General features: G+C 46.3%; 16 protein-coding genes. 14 read left to right on the top strand and 2 right to left on the bottom strand.

The window, feature by feature from the left end; translation table 11 throughout:
* Nucleotides 1-9: 9 nt before the first annotated feature.
* Complete coding sequence (locus tag GKG41_RS22130; protein WP_154262594.1) at nucleotides 10-510, top strand: YgjV family protein; 501 nt, start codon at nucleotides 10-12, stop codon at nucleotides 508-510.
* Between the two features lie 109 nt (nucleotides 511-619).
* Nucleotides 620-1645: a tRNA preQ1(34) S-adenosylmethionine ribosyltransferase-isomerase QueA gene (gene queA / locus GKG41_RS22125; RefSeq protein ID WP_154262591.1), complete on the top strand. Its 1026-nt coding sequence runs from the start codon at nucleotides 620-622 to the stop codon at nucleotides 1643-1645.
* A 317-nt stretch (nucleotides 1646-1962) separates the two neighbouring features.
* Here the strand turns inward: queA and GKG41_RS22120 are convergent, their stop codons facing one another.
* Complete coding sequence (locus tag GKG41_RS22120) at nucleotides 1963-2874, bottom strand: AraC family transcriptional regulator (RefSeq protein WP_199884612.1); 912 nt, start codon at nucleotides 2872-2874, stop codon at nucleotides 1963-1965.
* A 214-nt stretch (nucleotides 2875-3088) separates the two neighbouring features.
* On the opposite strand from GKG41_RS22120, the gene GKG41_RS22115 reads away from it, so the two are divergent.
* From GKG41_RS22115 to GKG41_RS22080, 8 genes are all read left to right on the top strand, one after another.
* Nucleotides 3089-4198: a GntR family transcriptional regulator gene (locus GKG41_RS22115; protein WP_154262588.1), complete on the top strand. Its 1110-nt coding sequence runs from the start codon at nucleotides 3089-3091 to the stop codon at nucleotides 4196-4198.
* A gap of 5 nt (nucleotides 4199-4203) precedes the next feature.
* Nucleotides 4204-4620: an EAL domain-containing protein gene (locus GKG41_RS22110; RefSeq protein ID WP_154262585.1), complete on the top strand. Its 417-nt coding sequence runs from the start codon at nucleotides 4204-4206 to the stop codon at nucleotides 4618-4620.
* Nucleotides 4527-5144 (top strand): EAL domain-containing protein, encoded by a 618-nt coding sequence (locus GKG41_RS22105; protein WP_347563384.1) that lies wholly within the window; start codon nucleotides 4527-4529, stop codon nucleotides 5142-5144. Before GKG41_RS22110 ends, GKG41_RS22105 begins: the two co-directional genes overlap by 94 nt.
* A 129-nt stretch (nucleotides 5145-5273) precedes the next feature.
* A complete protein-coding gene (locus GKG41_RS22100; RefSeq protein ID WP_154262650.1) occupies nucleotides 5274-5729 on the top strand; it encodes an RNA polymerase sigma factor in 456 nt (151 codons plus the stop codon).
* Nucleotides 5726-6442: a hypothetical protein gene (locus tag GKG41_RS22095; protein WP_154262577.1), complete on the top strand. Its 717-nt coding sequence runs from the start codon at nucleotides 5726-5728 to the stop codon at nucleotides 6440-6442. Before GKG41_RS22100 ends, GKG41_RS22095 begins: the two co-directional genes overlap by 4 nt.
* Nucleotides 6427-7131: an ABC transporter ATP-binding protein gene (locus GKG41_RS22090; RefSeq protein ID WP_154262573.1), complete on the top strand. Its 705-nt coding sequence runs from the start codon at nucleotides 6427-6429 to the stop codon at nucleotides 7129-7131. Before GKG41_RS22095 ends, GKG41_RS22090 begins: the two co-directional genes overlap by 16 nt.
* A complete protein-coding gene (locus tag GKG41_RS22085; RefSeq protein ID WP_154262570.1) occupies nucleotides 7124-8275 on the top strand; it encodes an ABC transporter permease subunit in 1152 nt (383 codons plus the stop codon). Before GKG41_RS22090 ends, GKG41_RS22085 begins: the two co-directional genes overlap by 8 nt.
* Nucleotides 8276-8428: 153 nt before the next feature.
* Nucleotides 8429-10369 (top strand): EAL domain-containing protein, encoded by a 1941-nt coding sequence (locus tag GKG41_RS22080; protein ID WP_154262567.1) that lies wholly within the window; start codon nucleotides 8429-8431, stop codon nucleotides 10367-10369.
* Between the two features lie 47 nt (nucleotides 10370-10416).
* Here GKG41_RS22080 and GKG41_RS22075 read toward each other — a convergent pair whose 3' ends face one another.
* A complete protein-coding gene (locus GKG41_RS22075; protein WP_154262558.1) occupies nucleotides 10417-12312 on the bottom strand; it encodes a cation-translocating P-type ATPase in 1896 nt (631 codons plus the stop codon).
* Between the two features lie 176 nt (nucleotides 12313-12488).
* On the opposite strand from GKG41_RS22075, the gene GKG41_RS22070 reads away from it, so the two are divergent.
* The 4 genes from GKG41_RS22070 (at nucleotide 12489) to GKG41_RS22055 (ending at nucleotide 16927) form a co-directional block, all read left to right on the top strand.
* Entirely contained in the window at nucleotides 12489-13052 is a 564-nt protein-coding gene (locus GKG41_RS22070; protein ID WP_154262550.1) for a TetR/AcrR family transcriptional regulator, read from the top strand.
* A gap of 52 nt (nucleotides 13053-13104) precedes the next feature.
* On the top strand, nucleotides 13105-13899 hold the full coding sequence (locus GKG41_RS22065) for a MerR family transcriptional regulator (RefSeq protein ID WP_154262547.1): 795 nt from the start codon (nucleotides 13105-13107) through the stop codon (nucleotides 13897-13899).
* Nucleotides 13900-14017: 118 nt separating this feature from the next.
* The gene (locus tag GKG41_RS22060; protein ID WP_154262544.1) at nucleotides 14018-16015 is read left to right on the top strand and encodes an FAD-dependent oxidoreductase; all 1998 of its coding nucleotides are present in this window, start codon (nucleotides 14018-14020) and stop codon (nucleotides 16013-16015) included.
* Nucleotides 16016-16159: 144 nt separating this feature from the next.
* Entirely contained in the window at nucleotides 16160-16927 is a 768-nt protein-coding gene (locus tag GKG41_RS22055) for a 3-oxoacyl-ACP reductase family protein (protein ID WP_154262535.1), read from the top strand.
* Nucleotides 16928-17006: the final 79 nt, after the last annotated feature.

Here is a 17006-nt window from a genome sequence, read left to right as displayed (position 1 = left end):
GGAGGAAGTATGGAACGGATTGTTATAGGCAATGTCATATCTTTTGTGGGCGCGGTTTTTCTCGCAGTAAGCTGCTGTGTAAATACCAGAAAAAAGGCGTATTTTTTTCAGCTGATGGAGAGCGCAACTCTTTTCATCTCCTCATTCTTTTTCGGGGCATGGGCGGGAGTGTCCACTTTGTTTCTTTCCATTATAAGAAATATCTTGGTAATAAAGGGCAAATTTGATAAAAGAATGATGGTTGTTTGTACTGCTCTTGTCATAATTTGCGGCATTGCGGTTAACAACAGAGGGCTTTTAGGATTACTGCCTGTCATAGCAACCGTTCAGATTACATTTAGCAATTATTACGCACAGAGATTAAAAGCAATTAAGATAAGTTTCTTTGTGAATGTTGTGATATGGGCTGTGTATTCTCTGATCATCCACGACTTTTCTTCTGGGATTACACAGACGATTACTGCGGTTCTTAGTTTGATTTCTATCGTGAGAATGCAGCTTGAGGAGTGAAACCTTCCGCATCTGACTGTGCTCCCATAAGGCGGATTCAAAGAAATATTGAATCCGCCTTTTAATGGTGTTATACTGAATATGCTTTGCATAGAGAAAGGAAGTTGGTATGAAGACATCAGATTTTTATTATGATTTACCGCAGGAGCTAATCGCCCAGGATCCCCTGGAGGACCGTTCGGCCTCCAGACTGCTGCATCTGGATCCTGTCACAGGAGAGATTGAACATAGAACCTTTAAAGACGTGGTTCAGTACCTGAATCCGGGGGACTGCCTCGTAATCAATGACACAAGGGTGATTCCGGCCAGACTATACGGAACAAAAGAGGGAACGGAGGCAGGAATTGAGATTCTTCTGCTCAAGAGAAAGCCGGACGATGTGTGGGAGACCCTGGTAAAGCCCGGAAAGAAAGCAAAAATAGGCACCAGGATTTCGTTTGGAGACGGAATATTGATGGGTGAAGTAATTGACATTGTGGAGGAGGGAAACCGCCTGATTCGCTTCACATACGACGGAATCTTTGAGGAGATCCTGGATCGCCTGGGTGAGATGCCTCTGCCCCCTTATATTACGCATAAGCTTAAGGACAAAGAGCGTTACCAGACCGTGTATGCCAAACATGAGGGATCTGCAGCCGCACCTACGGCAGGGCTGCATTTTACGGAATCACTGCTGGAGGAGATTGAAAAAAAGGGAGTGCATATTGCTCATGTAACTCTTCATGTTGGGCTGGGGACCTTCCGTCCGGTGAAGGTGGAGGATGTGACCCAGCACCACATGCATTCTGAATTTTATGTAGTGGAGGAGGAGCAGGCAAAGCTCATCAACGATGCGAAAAAACGGGGAAATAAAGTAATATCTGTGGGAACGACCAGCTGCCGTACCCTGGAATCAGCGGCAGGGGAGGACGGAATACTGAGAGCGCAGAGCGGATGGACAGATATCTTTATTTATCCGGGATATCAGTTTAAGGTGATTGACGGTTTGATTACAAATTTTCATCTTCCGGAATCCACACTCCTTATGTTGGTTTCTGCTCTGGCAGGGAAAGAACATATTATGGCAGCTTATGAGGAAGCGGTGAAGGAAAAATACAGGTTTTTTTCATTTGGAGATGCAATGCTGATCATATAGAATCTGAATAGAACTCTGTAGAAAGATAACCGAAACTATTATATTAAGATATAATAGACCAGAAGACTGTTTGTGGAATCGACCTTAAAAAGAGTGTATTTTGCACTACTTCCCGTATATTCATACAAGTTTAATAGGTAATTATAGTAAGCGGCAGCAGCGTTGGGCGGGGGAGTTCCGCACCATCCAGATGTTCAAGCCGAAATACGTTTTGGGCGGCGATATGGTTGAGAGATTGCATGGCCTGACAGTAACAGATAATATATTCTTTTTATAGCTGCAAGAGTCATTCTATACTCCTCCAGGCCATTTTGTAATCATTTTATCGGAATATAAATTTTTACCTCATTGTCGGGGGCGTCGAATGTAGACACCTCTCGCTCATAAACCTCAAAGTCTTCACGGTCGTCTAGTTCTTCTTTTGCTGCCGGCAGCCATGTTCCAAAGATGTACTGATACGTTTTGAACAGGTTAGCAAAGGTGCCCCGGTGGGTGAAAACCGCAAACTTTCCTGCACGCAGGATCTTTGTATCCAATGGTAAGAATAGCGGCAGATCATCAAAAGTATTCACTGGGCTTCCCACCATGGCTGCAAACATTACGTCACCGTCTTTTGTATAGACGGTCTGTTGTGTTTCACAAATGCCGTACCCTGCGCCGGCGGTCACAAACAGGTCTTTATGGAGACGCATGAACTCCTCCCACAATCCCGGAAGCCGGTTATCAAAAAGAGAGGTCGTTCCCCGGAGGCCAGCCACCCTGGTTTCTTTCAGCATCACCAATTCAGGCGAGCGTGATATGTTGTCCGCAATATGGCCCACATCCACAGGAGCTAATTTCCTCTTCGCGTTCACCACCAGGTCAAGTCCCGCTTTTCGGTAAGCCGTCGGGCTGCTGCCAAAGGCTAACTTGAATGCCCGGCTGAAAGCCTCTGAGGATTCGAAACCACAATCAAGGGCGATATCAATGACCCGCTGGTCAGAGTGAATGAGTTTTTCCGCGGCGTTATACAGTCTGCGCCGATTGATGTAGCGGCCGACAGATTCCCCCAATACGGAAGAAAACAGCCGGGTCATATGGTAGTAAGAGTAGCCCGTCTCTCTTGACACATCGCTTAAACCGATATTTTCATTCAGATGGTTTTCTATATATTCGATTGCCCTTTCCAAAGGGGATATTTGTTTCAAAACATCACCTCTCTTTGCTATTTCTATAATAGCATACCCCATGAATTATCTCCAGAGTCAAAAACTCCACTTTGCAAAAGGTTGATTGCATTGCTGGTTGTTCTTGTGAAGGAACAGTGGGATATCATACTAGACCCAAAGCGTGGGGCCATGGTATACTAACAGATAGAGTAAAACGAGGTATAAACAGATGGCCGACTGCCGCTGAAAGCTCGGAACTGCGCTCCTGTCTGGGCGTCTTATATGGAGGTAATTCATGGAACCAAAACCCACCCTGTTCAATTTTCTTCACGATACGTTGGTACAGCAAATTGTAAGCGGAAGGATAGCCTATGGCGAGAAGCTGCCGCCTCTGCGCGCACTGTGCGACATATACCATGTAGGCATCAGAACCGTCCGTGATGTTATGGACGCACTGGTGAAAGAAGGATATGTAGAGGCTGTTCAGCGTTCTCACATAAAGGCAGCTTATCGAATGACAGCCGATGACGAACAGCAGGCTGAGATGATGTTGACGAGGAGAGACAAGGTATGTGCCATCCTAAAGATTCTTGCGTATATCATGCCGCCAATCTACGCGGAAGCCAGCAGACACTGTGACCCCCAAGTGCTTCGGGCCTGCAGGGATGATATTGAGGGGATGAATGAGCTGAATACCAAAGAGCAGTGGCGCAAATCGGTAGTACCTCTCCAGAGGATTAAATCCGTATTTCACAACGACCTGCTGCAGGATTTATGTGCTGATTTCGACTTGAGTGCGCAGATTATGCTTATCCCAGGTTTTGAGAATCCTTACAAAGAGTTATCAGCTAATGGGGAACAGGCTTTTCACTGTTTTTTTGACTGCATCTCATCTCAAGATTACGATGGTATCTATGCATTTATCAGCAATATGTATCACAAATCAGCGAAGCTATCCGACCAATATTTTGACGAAATAGCATCTGCGTTTTTATTAGAAAAGCCTCAGCAGGAGGCTTATTTCTGGAATGCGGAAAAGGGGAGGCTGAAAACCCATACGCAGGTAACAAGAAGCATTATCCAAAAGATAAGTATGGGCGTTTATGGGGAGGGCACCTACTTGCCAACCTGCTCCCAGCTATGCAAAGAATATAATATTTCTGCCTATACAGTAGGCAAGGTGATGGAGTCAATGGAGAAGATTGGACTTGTGAGGAAAATGAATCTTCGGGGCGGTTATCTGGTTACCCGAGAGAATGCGCATACCCGCCAATTTGTAATCAAAGGCAGTACATCCACTTCGGAAGCCATGACATTTTTGAGTGCGGTACACCTCCTTGCCCTTATTAGCAAAGGTACAGCAATGATCGCTGTGGAATATATGGAGCAGGAGACGGTGGCATAGTACTTGTGGATGACCTGAATCTTTCGTTGGTGCAGATCCGCGACAGAGCTAATATCGCCAGAAAAAACGCAAAGCGATCTTACGGAGAACTCTTCTCCTTTGTGTTTTATAGTGATATGGAACGCCAGCAGATGATAAAAGAAAAGGATATAGAGAACCGGATGGAGGACGCACTGCGTGAGGGGGAATTCACGGTATTCCTTCAGCCTAAAATTGAGCCGGAACACAATACGGTCAAAGGCGCCGAAGCGTTGGTTCGCTGGCAGACCAGGGAGGGCGGTTTCATGATGCCGGGGGACTTCATCCCTTTTTTGAGAAAAATGGTTTTATTGTCAAGCTGGACTTGTATGTATTTGAAAGGACCTGCGCTCTGCTCCGCAGCTGGATGGACAGCGGTGTGGAACCAATTCCTATATCAGTGAATATGTCCCGGGCCCATCTCGGAGATCCGGATTTTCTAAAACAGTACAAGGCGATTGCACAGAAATATCATGTCCCCGGAGCTCTTCTGGAAATCGAGCTGACGGAGTCTATGTTCTTTGAGAATGTCGATGGACTGATCGAGGTAATCAGCAAAATCCATGAGGCCGGATTTCTGTGTGCCATGGATGATTTTGGAAGCGGTTATTCCTCTCTTAGTATGCTCACGGACATCCACGTTGATTCTCTTAAGCTGGACAAGGCGTTCTGGAAGCCCGGCCGTGAGGGGGACAGGGCTCATGATGTAATAGCAATGGCGGTAGAACTGGGCAGGCGGCTGAATATGCTCACTGTGTCTGAGGGGGTGGAGACTGTTTCACAGCTGGAATTTTTGCGCAAAATCCGCTACGATTTAGTGCAGGGCTATGTATTCTCCAAGCCCGTGCCGGCCCCAGAGTTTGAAATGCTCGCGTTTGGAAGAAGTCTGTCGGGTCACGTTAGTTTTGAAGAACCTTCGCAAATATAGCGGTGTGGGGATAACTTCCCTGCACCGTTTATTTTAAGTATAATGAATAATCAAAACATCTCAATTTGCCGCACATCCGGCCCGGTTCCTACGTTATACATAGTGAAAGGAGGTTTCCCGGCCGTGTCCATGGACTTAGAAGAACAGTATGACAAGATATACCGCTACTGCTACTATAGGCTGCATCAGCGGGAAGCAGCGGAGGATGTCACCCAGGAAACGTTTCTTCGGTTTTTAGAAAATGAAGGATACCGGGACAGGGGACGTGCCTTACAGTATCTGTATACCATTGCCCGCAACTTATGTATTGATGAATACCGGAAGCGAAAAATAACAGAAGAACTGCATGATGATTGGGCAGATGTTGATCTTGAGGAGAAGCTTCTCACTGCTATTTCTCTTAAAAAAGCGTTATCCCTGCTAACGGAGGAGGAACGTGAGCTTCTGCTTCTTCGCTATGTCAATGAAGTACCTGTGATGAGCATCTGCAAAATTTTTAAGATGTCAAGATTTGCAGTATATAGAAAAACAACAAAGGCGCTGAAACAATTACAGGAGCTACTGGAAAAGGAGGAGTTTTTGTGAAACAAGATAGGAGAAAGGCTTTGCAGGATGCCTTTGAGGCTCCCGCGCCTCAGCACAAAGAAGAGTTTTTCAGAACCATACCCCAGCCTGCAATAAGTACTATTTCTTTTATGATCTCACAGGCAGGATATATTCAAAAATGGACCTGGGCGGTATCCATAGGTTTATTTGCCGTATCTTTGCTGGGCGCATGTTTTATGGATCGGGATATTCTATGGCTGATTTCGTCTCTCCTTCCATTTTTGGCATTATCTATTGCAACAGAAAGCGGCAGATCAAAGATTTATGATATGGCTGAGCTGGAGATGGCGTCCAGGTTTTCCCTGAGGAGCGTTGTGCTTGCCCGCATGGGGATTTTGGAGATGGTTCATCTTGTCCTGCTGTGTTTGCTGATCCCACTTGGAAATAGGAATAACACAGCCACTATTTTACAGGCAGGCGTATATCTTCTAGTGCCTTATTTACTGACAACGGTATCCGGGCTTTGGATAGTAAGGAAATTTCAGGGAAGAGAAGCTGTCTACAGCTGCATGGGGGCGGCCGGTGCTGTCAGCGGAACGAATCTGTTCATTCAAACCATGCTGCCGGAACTCTTCCATGTGAGATGCTTTCATTGGTGGATAGCAGCTTTCCTGCTGTTAGCCGCACTCACAATAAAGGGGATAACAAAGATGATTCAACAGACGGAGGAACTGACATGGAGCTTATCATAGACAGAGTATCAAAACAATATCAGAATAAAATTGCAGTTGACCGTATTTCGTTAAAGCTTTACAAAGGCGTCTACGGCCTGCTGGGAGCTAACGGGGCAGGGAAAACAACATTAATGCGAATGATCTGCGGAGTTTTAAAACCCACCAGCGGAACCATAACTTTTCATGGAGTTGATGTGTCGACCGAGGAATACCGTTCGAATCTGGGATATCTGCCACAGGATTTTGGCTACTATCCTGACTTTACGGGAATGGACTTTTTGCTCTATCTGGCCGCTCTGAAAGGTTTGCCAAAACTCCAGGCTAAGCGCAGGGCTCAGGAATTAGTAAAAGTAGTATCTTTGCAGGAGGCTGCAGGCAAAAAAATCAAAACATATTCCGGCGGTATGAAGCAGCGGCTGGGAATAGCCCAGGCATTGATAAATGTACCCCGGATTCTTATACTGGATGAACCTACTGCGGGACTTGACCCAAAAGAGCGGGTCCGGTTTCGGAACTTGATTCGTGAACTGGGCAAAGAGAGTATTGTTCTGCTCTCTACGCATATTGTCTCAGATATTGAACATATAGCAGATACCGTACTGATCATGAATGACGGACAGCTGATTTTTCAGGGCAGCTGGGACGGAAGCCGGAAAGACTTAGAGGAATTCTATTTACAACAGTTTGAGGAAGTGGAAGATGAATAAGACAGGTGCTTTATATTTTTTTGAACTTAAAAAGATCCTGCATCGGAGGATGGTATGGATTGCATGTGCAGTTACATTAGTTCTTTGCGCGGGCATTAGTTTGAGTAATCTGCTGAGAGTTTCCTATATTACCGATGATGGGGAAGAAATCAGCGGATATGAGATGATGAAAATGAACAGAGAATATGCGAGAGACTTGTCCGGAAGAGCTATAGACAATATCCTGCTTTCGGAAATGCAGGAAGCAGAAGGGAGTGCAGACAAATATGTCGCTGTCTATTCTTATGTGCAGAAAACAACAGGTGACAGCAAAGAAGCATTGACTGCAGACGAGGCTGCTTTGTACAGCGCCCGAAGGAATAACCTTACCCGGATTTGGAGGGAGCAAATGCTGACAGAGGAGGAAATCACATATTGGCTTGGAAAGGAAAAAGAGATAGAAACTCCATTTATCTTTGCATATGCAGATGGATGGGCAGATGTGTTTGACAATATTTATGCGCTGAATTTTATGCTGTTACTGTTAATTGCAGTTTGCCTCTCAAATGTTTTTTCTATGGAACATATACGCAGGACAGATCAGCTTATTCTGTGCACCCGGTGTGGCAGAAAGAACCTATATTATGCTAAGATTCTTGCAGGCATAACTTTTGGCATGATTTTTGCAGTCCTGCTTTTTTCAGTGAGTGCTATTACAAGCATTCTCATCTATGGATCCGATGGATTTCATGCAGCTCTTCAAGTAGTGCTGCCGTTATCTTCACGGCCTGTGAGTGTTGGCAAAGCAGTTATGACTCTGTTTGTATTATTTATCATCGTATCTATACTTTATAGCATAGTAACGATGTTTCTATCTGAATGGTTAAAAAACAGTGCCGCAGTTATGGGTGTGTTAGCGGGAGGCATGGTATTCACAATGCTAGTCGACATTCCGTATTGGCTGAAGATTCCGTCACAGCTCTACGATCTTCTGCCCACAACACTGCTGATAAAAGGGCAGTTGTGGGACGGAAGACTCCTTTCTGTTCTGGGGAAGCAGTTGACAAATTATCAGTCTGCAGCCATAGCATACACCGTAATGTCAGTTCTTTTGGCTGCCGCAGGAGGGAAACTATACCAAAAATACCAGGTGAATGCAAGATGATTCCTGCAGAATTCTGGAAAGGGGGGACGGTCGGGTTGGGGTTTGACGACGGGATAAGGTCGCGAAAACCAGATTTGTATGTTATACTATCCATATAGGCGTATGGAAAGGATAAGACTGGATTCGTTATTCGAAAGACAGCAGGTGGAGAATTTGGAGTGGAATATTGCGCCGGAGGCTATTTCCCTGGTCATTCTGGTAATTATATGGGTTTATTCCAGAAGTGGAAGCTTACTTCCGACTTTAAAAAACAGGATTTTTCAGTGGTGCTTACTGGTTACCTTCGGGGCTATGCTGACGAATATCCTGTCAACAATTATGATTTATCGCAGCGATGCGGTCCCTATATGGCTTACCTGGACAGTGACCACGGTTTACTTTATTATGACACCGCTTATGGGAATGGCATATTTTTTCTATGCCGTTTCCATTCTGTACCCAGAGGGACGGGTCCTGAATCGTATTCTTGGAATGAGCCTTATACCCGGAGCGGTATACTCGGTAATTGTCTTTATGAACCCTCTCACAAAGAACATATTTAATATCACGGTTGAAGGCGGTTATGTCAGGGGCCGTTATATTGTGGCAACCTATATTATTTTTTATGCTTACTGTGTGGCAAGCATAATAATAACAGTTGTTAATTATAGAAGAACAGACCGAAAGATACGCAGAATACTTGCCGCCTTTCCGGTGCTGGCGGTTTTGGTAATCATAGTTCAGCAGATGTATCCGAATATAATACTGTCCGGGTCGGCGGCAACCTGCGCGCTGCTTATTATTTATCTGCATATTCAGAACAAACAGATTTCCCTGGATTATCTGACAAATTTGCCAAACCGGCGGGAGCTTCTGGACATGCTTGAACTGATATTAAAGAGATCTGCAGGGGAGCCGTTCACGCTGATCGTCGTATCTCTCAGGGAATTCCGGCATATTAATAATACCTGCGGGCAGCAGCGGGGGGATAGGTTCCTTCAGGAATTTGGGAGATTTCTCTGCAGATTTGGTCCGGCCGGCAGGGTATATCGGTTCAGCGGAGATGAGTTCGCAATTCTGTTTACTCATGAAAGTGATGAAATGGTTATTCGCTGTGTAAAAGCTGTAGAGGAACGTATGACTAAGCCCTGGCAGCTGGATGACTACCGGCTTGATCCGGAGGTGGTCATAGGGATCATTCGTCGATCTGATGTGGACTCCACGCTGGAGAATGTAATTAACGCTATAGAATATGCCGTCTCCCAGGCTAAATCCGGGAAGTATGGTACGGTCTGTCATTGCGATAAAGCAATGCTGGGGGAGCTGAGAAGAAGGGGAGAAATTGTCCGGATACTGAAGGATAAGCTGGCAGACCAGAGCTTTGAGATGTACTATCAGCCTATTTATTCTGTGAAAGAAGGGGATTTCAAATTTGCAGAATCCCTTATGCGTATTAATGAATCGCCTATAGGGCCTATATACCCCTCAGAGTTTATCCCCATCGCTGAGGAGACAGGACTTATCATAGATATTACCTATGTGATCTTGGATAAAGTATGTAAGTTTATTAACCGTCTTCTGGATAAAGAGATTCCGGTGGGTTCTATTCATGTGAATTTTTCCGGCGTACAGTTTTCACAGCCGGATCTTCAGGAAAGGGTTCTGGGGATCATAAAACGGAATAAAACCCCTGCCTCAGCCATAAAGATAGAATTCACAGAGAGCACGCTTGCCGACAGCCCGCAGATTGTTACAGAATTTGCCTCTGAAATGGATAAGTACGGGATTAAGATGGGATTGGATGATTTTGGAACCGGCTATTCAAACTTTGCCACGGTTATCAGTATTCCCTTTGGTACGATCAAGATTGACAAGAGCATCATGTGGGCATCTACCGGCAATATAACGTCAGCTGCTGCAATCAAACATATTGTAAATACATTTAAGGCCCTGAATATGAAGGTTGTGGCAGAGGGGGTAGAGACAGAAGAGCAGGTAAAGTCTGCGATCCATGCGGGGATTGATCAGATCCAGGGCTATTATTATTCCAGACCCCTGTCTGAGGACGATATGGAGCGTTTTTTAGCAGAAAATAACAGAAGGGCATCACAGTAAACCACCATCCCACATAGAGAGGGGACGGTGGTTTTCCAGTGGAATTGCTACGGAAACTTTCTGTCATAGAGCAGTGCGGCATTGAGGACTACTAAAACAGAACCTGCATTGTGCACCAGGGCCCCTGTAACTGGATTCAGTACTCCAAAAGCAGAAAGTGTGACGGCAGCAGCATTAATGCACATGGATGCGGCAATATTTCCCTTAATGGTACGGAGTGTGGAACGGGCGAGGCGCTTCAGATAAGGAATCTTAGAGATATCATCACTCATGAGGGCAATATCGGCAGCCTCTACGGCAATATCGCTGCCCATACTGCCCATGGCCACCCCTACATCGGCTGTTTTAAGGGCGGGAGCATCGTTTATCCCGTCTCCAATCATGCAGACCGTCCGCCCTTTTTGCTTAAGCTGTGAAATGTAACCCACCTTCTCTTCCGGAAGCAATTCTCCCAGGACGGATTTGATGCCTGCCTGCTGCCCAAAGTAAAGAGCCGCTTTCCGGTTGTCTCCGCTTAGCAGGATGGTCTCTGTATCCATTTTGGTGAGCCGGCACACCATGCTCCGGACAGATGGACGCATCACATCAAAGAGAGCAAGAACGCCCAGACAGGAATCCCTATCAGCCACAAGTACGGCAGCTTTTCCCTGTGCGCCAAGCTGCTCCAATATCTTTTTTTCTTTAGAAGAGAGCTGAATTCTGTGTTCTGACAAATAGTTTGGGCTGCCGCAGTATATGGTTTTTCCCGAGACTTCAGAGGAAATTCCTTTTCCGGGTTCCATATGAAAGTTCTCAGAGCTCCAGAGAGATATTCCCCTTTCCTCTGCATATGCGGCGATGGCTTTTCCCAGCGGATGCTCACTTCTTGCCTCTGCTGAGGCTGCAATGGCCAGAAGGGTTTGCTTATCCAGGGCATCCGAAAATGGAATAACGTCGCTGACTTCCAATTTTCCCAGGGTGAGGGTTCCTGTTTTGTCAAAGGCAATGGTATCCACCTTCCCCATTGCTTCCAGAGCTTCTCCGGACTTAATAATTACTCCCTGTTTCGTGGCCTGGCCGATAGCTGCCACAACGGAGGTGGGGGCTGCCAGGGCAAGGGCGCAGGGACAGAAGACGACGAGAACGGTTACCCCCCGGTTCAGGGCAGCCATCACAGGAAGGCCAAGGGAGAGATTTACAGCAAAGGTACCCGCTGCGATGAGAAGGGCGATGGGTACCAGCCATACAGACCACTGGTCGGCAATCCGCTGCATAGGTGCTTTGCTGTCTTCTGCGTCCCTTACCATCCGGATAAGCCTCTGGAGAGAAGAGTCTTTGCCCACACAGGTTGCTTCCATGTCAATGGAGCCAAAGCAGTTCAGGGTACCGCAGAAAACATCATCACCTGTACCTTTGTCGGCGGGGATAGATTCCCCTGTTATAACAGACTGGTCTACGGAGGTATCGCCGGAGACGATGACACCGTCCACCGGTATGGTTTCACCTGGAAGGACGCGGAGAAGATCACCGATCCGAATCTGAGCAGCAGGAATAAGCTCTTGTTTCCAGGAACCCTGTTCCTTTTTCAGTCTCCGGCCTTCTGCAGGTGCCAGTGCCATGAGGCTTGAGAGCCCTTTTTTCGCGCGGTTTACGGTCATATCTTCCAGGATTGCACCGATTGCCATAATAAAGGCAACTTCTCCGGCCGCAAACAGCTCTCCGATGCACAGAGAAGCAACCATGGCGATGGAAATTAAGAGCGCAGATGAAATCCATTTTTTATAAAACAGTCTGGTCAGAGCAAGATACAGAAGAGGATATCCTGAAAGGAATACGGTTAACCAGGCAGGATCCAGGGAAGGTTTAGTTCCTGTTAGTATGAGAAACAGACTGAAAAGCAGAAAAATGCCGGATACAACAGTTATTTTCCATCCGGAACATAGAATACACAGCTTTTTTAACATAGGCGGCCTCCTTTATAACCCTTGTTTTTTAAGAAATTATAGAGTACACTTTATATGATATGGTACAATGTGTTTGATATTATTATAGGTCAGGACAGACGAGTCAATCAAGAAACAATGTTGTCTGCCTGTATGATACCGAACAATTTGATATTTTTGTACAGGAAAGGATGACTATGGATCGAAGACAGCAAAAATCCAGAGATGCCATTTTTACAGCATTCGGCACGCTGCTTTCCCAGAAAAGCTATACTAAGATCACCGTACAGGAGATTATCGATGAGGCGAATGTAGGGCGGAGCACGTTCTACGCACATTTTCAGACGAAGGACGAACTGTTGGGGGAGATGTGTACGGATTTGTTCGGACATGTATTCTCAGAGCATCTGGGAATGGAGAGCACCCATGACTTTTCTTTGACACAGGGAAGTCCGGATGTGGTGATTACTCATATTCTTTACCATCTCAGGGACAATAAGAGGAACATTACGGGGATTTTAAACAGTGAAAGCGGGGAGATTTTTTTATCCTATTTCAAGCAATATCTGAATCAGCTTGTTGAAAAATGTCTGCTTACCCATATGGAGAGAAAGAATACAAAGGTTCCGGAGGAATTTTTGATGAATCATATCTCGGGAAGCTTTGTCACCATGGTGCAGTGGTGGATTCGAAATGGGCTGAAACAGTCCCCGGAGGAACTGGCCAAATGCTATCTGGCAGTGATTCAACCCATACTGTAACAGGCTGTGGGAAATGAACAGCTAAAGCAGCTTTAGCTGGGGAGGAAAGAACATGCATTACGGTATTACTGACATAGCGAAGATGCTGGGGATTACCACCAGCGCCATCCGCTATTTCGAAAAGGAGCAGCTAATCAGCGCCGGTAAAGAGAAAAACGGTCACCGGTATTATGATGAGGAGGATGTATTCCGCCTGCTGTCCTATATGAAGTATCGCTCTATGGAGATTCCCATGAAACAGATTATCACGCAGTTCAGCGGCAGGGAAAATGACTGGAGAGTAATAAAAGGGAGAGTAGAGAAGGCAAAAGAGAAGGCATTGGAGAAGGCAGAATTCTACCGGAATCTGGCATCCGATATAGAACAGCATCTAAGCAGTATGGAGCTCATTGAGAGTCTTGCGGGTAAGTATGAATTTGATAAATCACCGGCTGTTATTTTTGTACAGGACAAAGCAGGAGGATGGCTTCCAAAAGACAGAAAAAAACAGATGGAAGCCCAGAAATGGGTCAAGGATATGCCGAATGTCTGTCTGGCGCTTCAAAAGGCAGAGGGAGATGAAGCAGGTTTTGGATATCTGGTATCTGTAAAGAGCTGCAGTGAGGAGCTTCTTTGTGTGGATCTGTACAAAAAAGAAATCCCGTCAGCATCCTGCGTGCATACCATTGTGAAGGCAGAAGAGGATTTTGTATACTCTCCTCAGAAATGCTTTGAAAAGCCCTTAGCATATATCGGGGAGAGAGGATTTCATTTAAAAGGAAACCCCTGGGGAAAGATTCTCCTGGTAGAAGTTGAGGAGGGACAGCATCTTCATACCTATGTAGAGCTATGGCTTCCTATTTGTTAAAGAATTCTCAATTAAGACTTGCAGGTAAAGGAACTTTATGTGCTATAGTAAATGATAAAGATGGATCCAGTCTTTTTGCAACCAATTACTCTGCATATATAGTGAGGGATGATTCTAAATGGAAGAAAAGCATAAGATTCTTTTTGAGCCTGTGAGCATAGGAAAAGTAAAGATAAAAAACCGGTATGTTATGGCTCCTATGGGACCGGGAGGTCTCTGTGACGAGCAGGGATGTTATAACCAAAAAGGGGTAGAATATTACGTTAGGAGGGCACAGGGCGGTACCGGACTGATTATGACAGGTGTCACGTATGTGGAAAATGATATAGAAAAATGCGTTATGCCGTCAATGCCATGTCCTACCATCAATCCTCTTAATTTCATAAAGACTGCAAAACCAATGACAGAGAGAGTACACGCGTATGGAGCAAAGATTTTCTCCCAGCTTTCCGGAGGATTCGGACGCGTCAGTATACCCAGCATTGTAGGAAAAGTGGCTGTTGCTCCGTCCCCGATTCCCCATCGGTTTCTGGATGACGTCATCTGCAGGGAACTAACTGTGGAGGAAATTCATACATATGTGAAAAAGTTTGCTGAAGCTGCGGCAATCTGTAAAAGAGCAGGATTTGACGGGGTAGAGATCCATGCCGTCCATGAGGGATATCTGATCGATCAGTTTGCTATTTCCTTTTATAACCACAGAACAGACGAATATGGCGGCTCCCTGGTTAACAGACTTCGTTTCGCTACAGAGATTGTCCAGGCGATAAAGGAAGCCTGCGGAGAGGACTATCCGGTCTCTCTCAGATACAGCCTGAAAAGCTTTGTGAAAGACTGGAGAAAGGGCGGACTGCCCGGGGAAGAATTCACAGAGGCCGGACGTGATATTGAGGAGGGAAAGGAAGCCGCAAGAATTCTGGCAGACGCGGGGTATGATGCCCTGAATGCGGATGTGGGAACTTATGACTCCTGGTACTGGAATCATCCCCCTATGTATCATGAGAAGGGGATGTACCTGCCCTATAATGAGATACTCAAACAAGCAGTGGACATTCCGGTAATCACAGCAGGACGTATGGAGAATCCGGATCTGGCCAGCGATGCGGTGAGAAATAAACAGACAGACATGGTTGCCCTCGGCAGACCTCTCCTGGCAGATCCGGATATCCCCAACAAAATTATGCGGGGAGAATTCCGGCAGGTGCGCCCATGCCTGTCCTGCCAGGAAGGATGTATGGGGAGACTGGCTGCTTATGCACAGATTTCCTGTGCAGTGAATCCTGCCTGCGGCAGGGAAAATGAGTACGGCATACCGCCTGCTCTTCATAAAAAACAAATATGGATTGTAGGGGGCGGTGTCGCCGGTATGGAAGCTGCAAGAGTCAGTGCACTCCGGGGCCATGAAGTTACTTTATATGAGAAATCTCCAAACCTGGGCGGCAATCTGATTCCCGGAGGGGCACCCTCCTTTAAGGAGGATGACCATGCACTGATCCGCTGGTACGAACTGCAGCTAAAAATGCTGGGCGTGCACATACAAGTAAATACTGCTGTTTCCCCAGAGGAACTGAAGCAGTCGCCTGCGGATGAAATTATCCTTGCTACCGGTTCAAAGCCAAAGATGCTGTCGGTTCCCGGGGCGGAACTGCTGGCAGCAGAGGAGGTTCTGACCGGTAAAAGAGAAGCCGGAGCTTCCACGGTTGTAATCGGAGGGGGGCTGGTTGGCTGTGAGACAGCTCTTTGGCTGAAAAAGGAGAAGGGAACGGAGGTTACCATTGTAGAACTGCAGCCTGACATCTTAAGTGTAGGCGGCCCTCTTTGCTCCGCTAACAGTGATATGCTCAGAGATCTTCTTGTTTACCACGGCGTGGAAGTCCTGACCGGAAGCTGTGTCACCGGCAAATCGGCAGAGGGATGTGCCGTCAGAACGCCTCAGGGCGATAAGGTAGTAGCAGCGGATACTGTAATCTGTGCGGTAGGGTATGCATCTGAAAAGAACCTTTACGAACAGGTGAGGGAGGAGATGCCCTATGTACATCTTCTGGGAGACGCGGAACATGTCAGCAATATTATGTATGCGGTCTGGAATGCCTATGAGCTTGCGAGAAATCTTTAGGAGAAACTGCTGCCGGGCAGTCATGTGAGCTTGACTGATTCCCGGAATTTGTATCCCTAAGATTTCTATAAATGGGAGTACGGCGAATTCTTTGTGCCCTCGGTGTCTCCTGTGATAACATAAAACAAAAAGGAGTTTTATCTTATGCAAAACGGAAACATATTTTCATCACTCAAGGACAAGGTAGTAATTGTGACAGGCGGTACCCGCGGCATTGGCTTTGAAACCGTTCAGGCTTTCTTAGCGCAGGGAGCTAAGGTCGCCCTTTTCGGTTCCAGAGAGGAAACCGTAACACAGGCTCTGGAGAAACTGGCAGCCATCAACCCTTCTTATACGGTAAAGGGGTATCACCCCAATCTGTCTAATCCGGAAGAAATTGAAAAAACAGTTTCCGAAATCAAGAGAGAGTTCGGCGGCATTGATGTGTTGATCAACAATGCGGGAGTCAGCGATAACTGCTCTATTTACGATTATGAACGGGACCATTTTAACGATGTTATGACCATTAATTTACGCTCTGTTTTTGAAATGTCTAAGGCGGTGGCCCCCATTATGCGGGATAAGAAGAAAGGTGTAATATTAAACACCAGTTCCATGGTCAGTCTGTATGCCCAGCGTATCGGAAGTGCCTATCCTACCAGCAAGTTTGCTGTGAACGGACTGACCAAATCTCTTGCAAGGGAATTGGGGAAAGACGGTATCCGGGTCAATGCAGTGGCTCCCGGAATCATTGAAACGGATATGGTTGCGGCGCTGGATCAAAATGTCGTAAAGTCTCTGGCAGCAGGTATTCCGCTTCAGATGCTTGGAAAGCCTCAGGACATTGCCAATGCATTCTTATTTCTGGCCAGTGATATGAGTTCTTATATTACAGGTGCTGTTATCTCCGTGGACGGAGGTTTTGTCGGCTAAAAGGGGCTGTCGGGAAATAGATAGCCCTACACAGGGGCAGGCGTGATTCATACGAATCACGCCTGCCCCTGAAAATTAT

Source organism: Lactonifactor sp. BIOML-A5 (assembly GCF_009677585.1).
Taxonomy (GTDB): domain Bacteria; phylum Bacillota; class Clostridia; order Lachnospirales; family Lachnospiraceae; genus Lactonifactor.
This window is presented reverse-complemented; position numbering and strand designations above follow the sequence as displayed.

Bases quoted from the DNA above. Each gene is read 5' to 3' on its own strand.
- GKG41_RS22055 (WP_154262535.1), top strand. From the start codon at position 16,160: ATGCAAAACGGAAACATATTTTCATCACTCAAGGACAAGGTAGTAATT.
- GKG41_RS22130 (WP_154262594.1), top strand. From the start codon at position 10: ATGGAACGGATTGTTATAGGCAATGTCATATCTTTTGTGGGCGCGGTT.
- GKG41_RS22090 (WP_154262573.1), top strand. From the start codon at position 6,427: ATGGAGCTTATCATAGACAGAGTATCAAAACAATATCAGAATAAAATT.
- queA (WP_154262591.1), top strand. From the start codon at position 620: ATGAAGACATCAGATTTTTATTATGATTTACCGCAGGAGCTAATCGCC.
- GKG41_RS22085 (WP_154262570.1), top strand. From the start codon at position 7,124: ATGAATAAGACAGGTGCTTTATATTTTTTTGAACTTAAAAAGATCCTG.
- GKG41_RS22060 (WP_154262544.1), top strand. From the start codon at position 14,018: ATGGAAGAAAAGCATAAGATTCTTTTTGAGCCTGTGAGCATAGGAAAA.
- GKG41_RS22115 (WP_154262588.1), top strand. From the start codon at position 3,089: ATGGAACCAAAACCCACCCTGTTCAATTTTCTTCACGATACGTTGGTA.
- GKG41_RS22120 (WP_199884612.1), bottom strand. From the start codon at position 2,874: ATGGGGTATGCTATTATAGAAATAGCAAAGAGAGGTGATGTTTTGAAA.
- GKG41_RS22070 (WP_154262550.1), top strand. From the start codon at position 12,489: ATGGATCGAAGACAGCAAAAATCCAGAGATGCCATTTTTACAGCATTC.
- GKG41_RS22075 (WP_154262558.1), bottom strand. From the start codon at position 12,312: ATGTTAAAAAAGCTGTGTATTCTATGTTCCGGATGGAAAATAACTGTT.
- GKG41_RS22100 (WP_154262650.1), top strand. From the start codon at position 5,274: ATGGACTTAGAAGAACAGTATGACAAGATATACCGCTACTGCTACTAT.
- GKG41_RS22065 (WP_154262547.1), top strand. From the start codon at position 13,105: ATGCATTACGGTATTACTGACATAGCGAAGATGCTGGGGATTACCACC.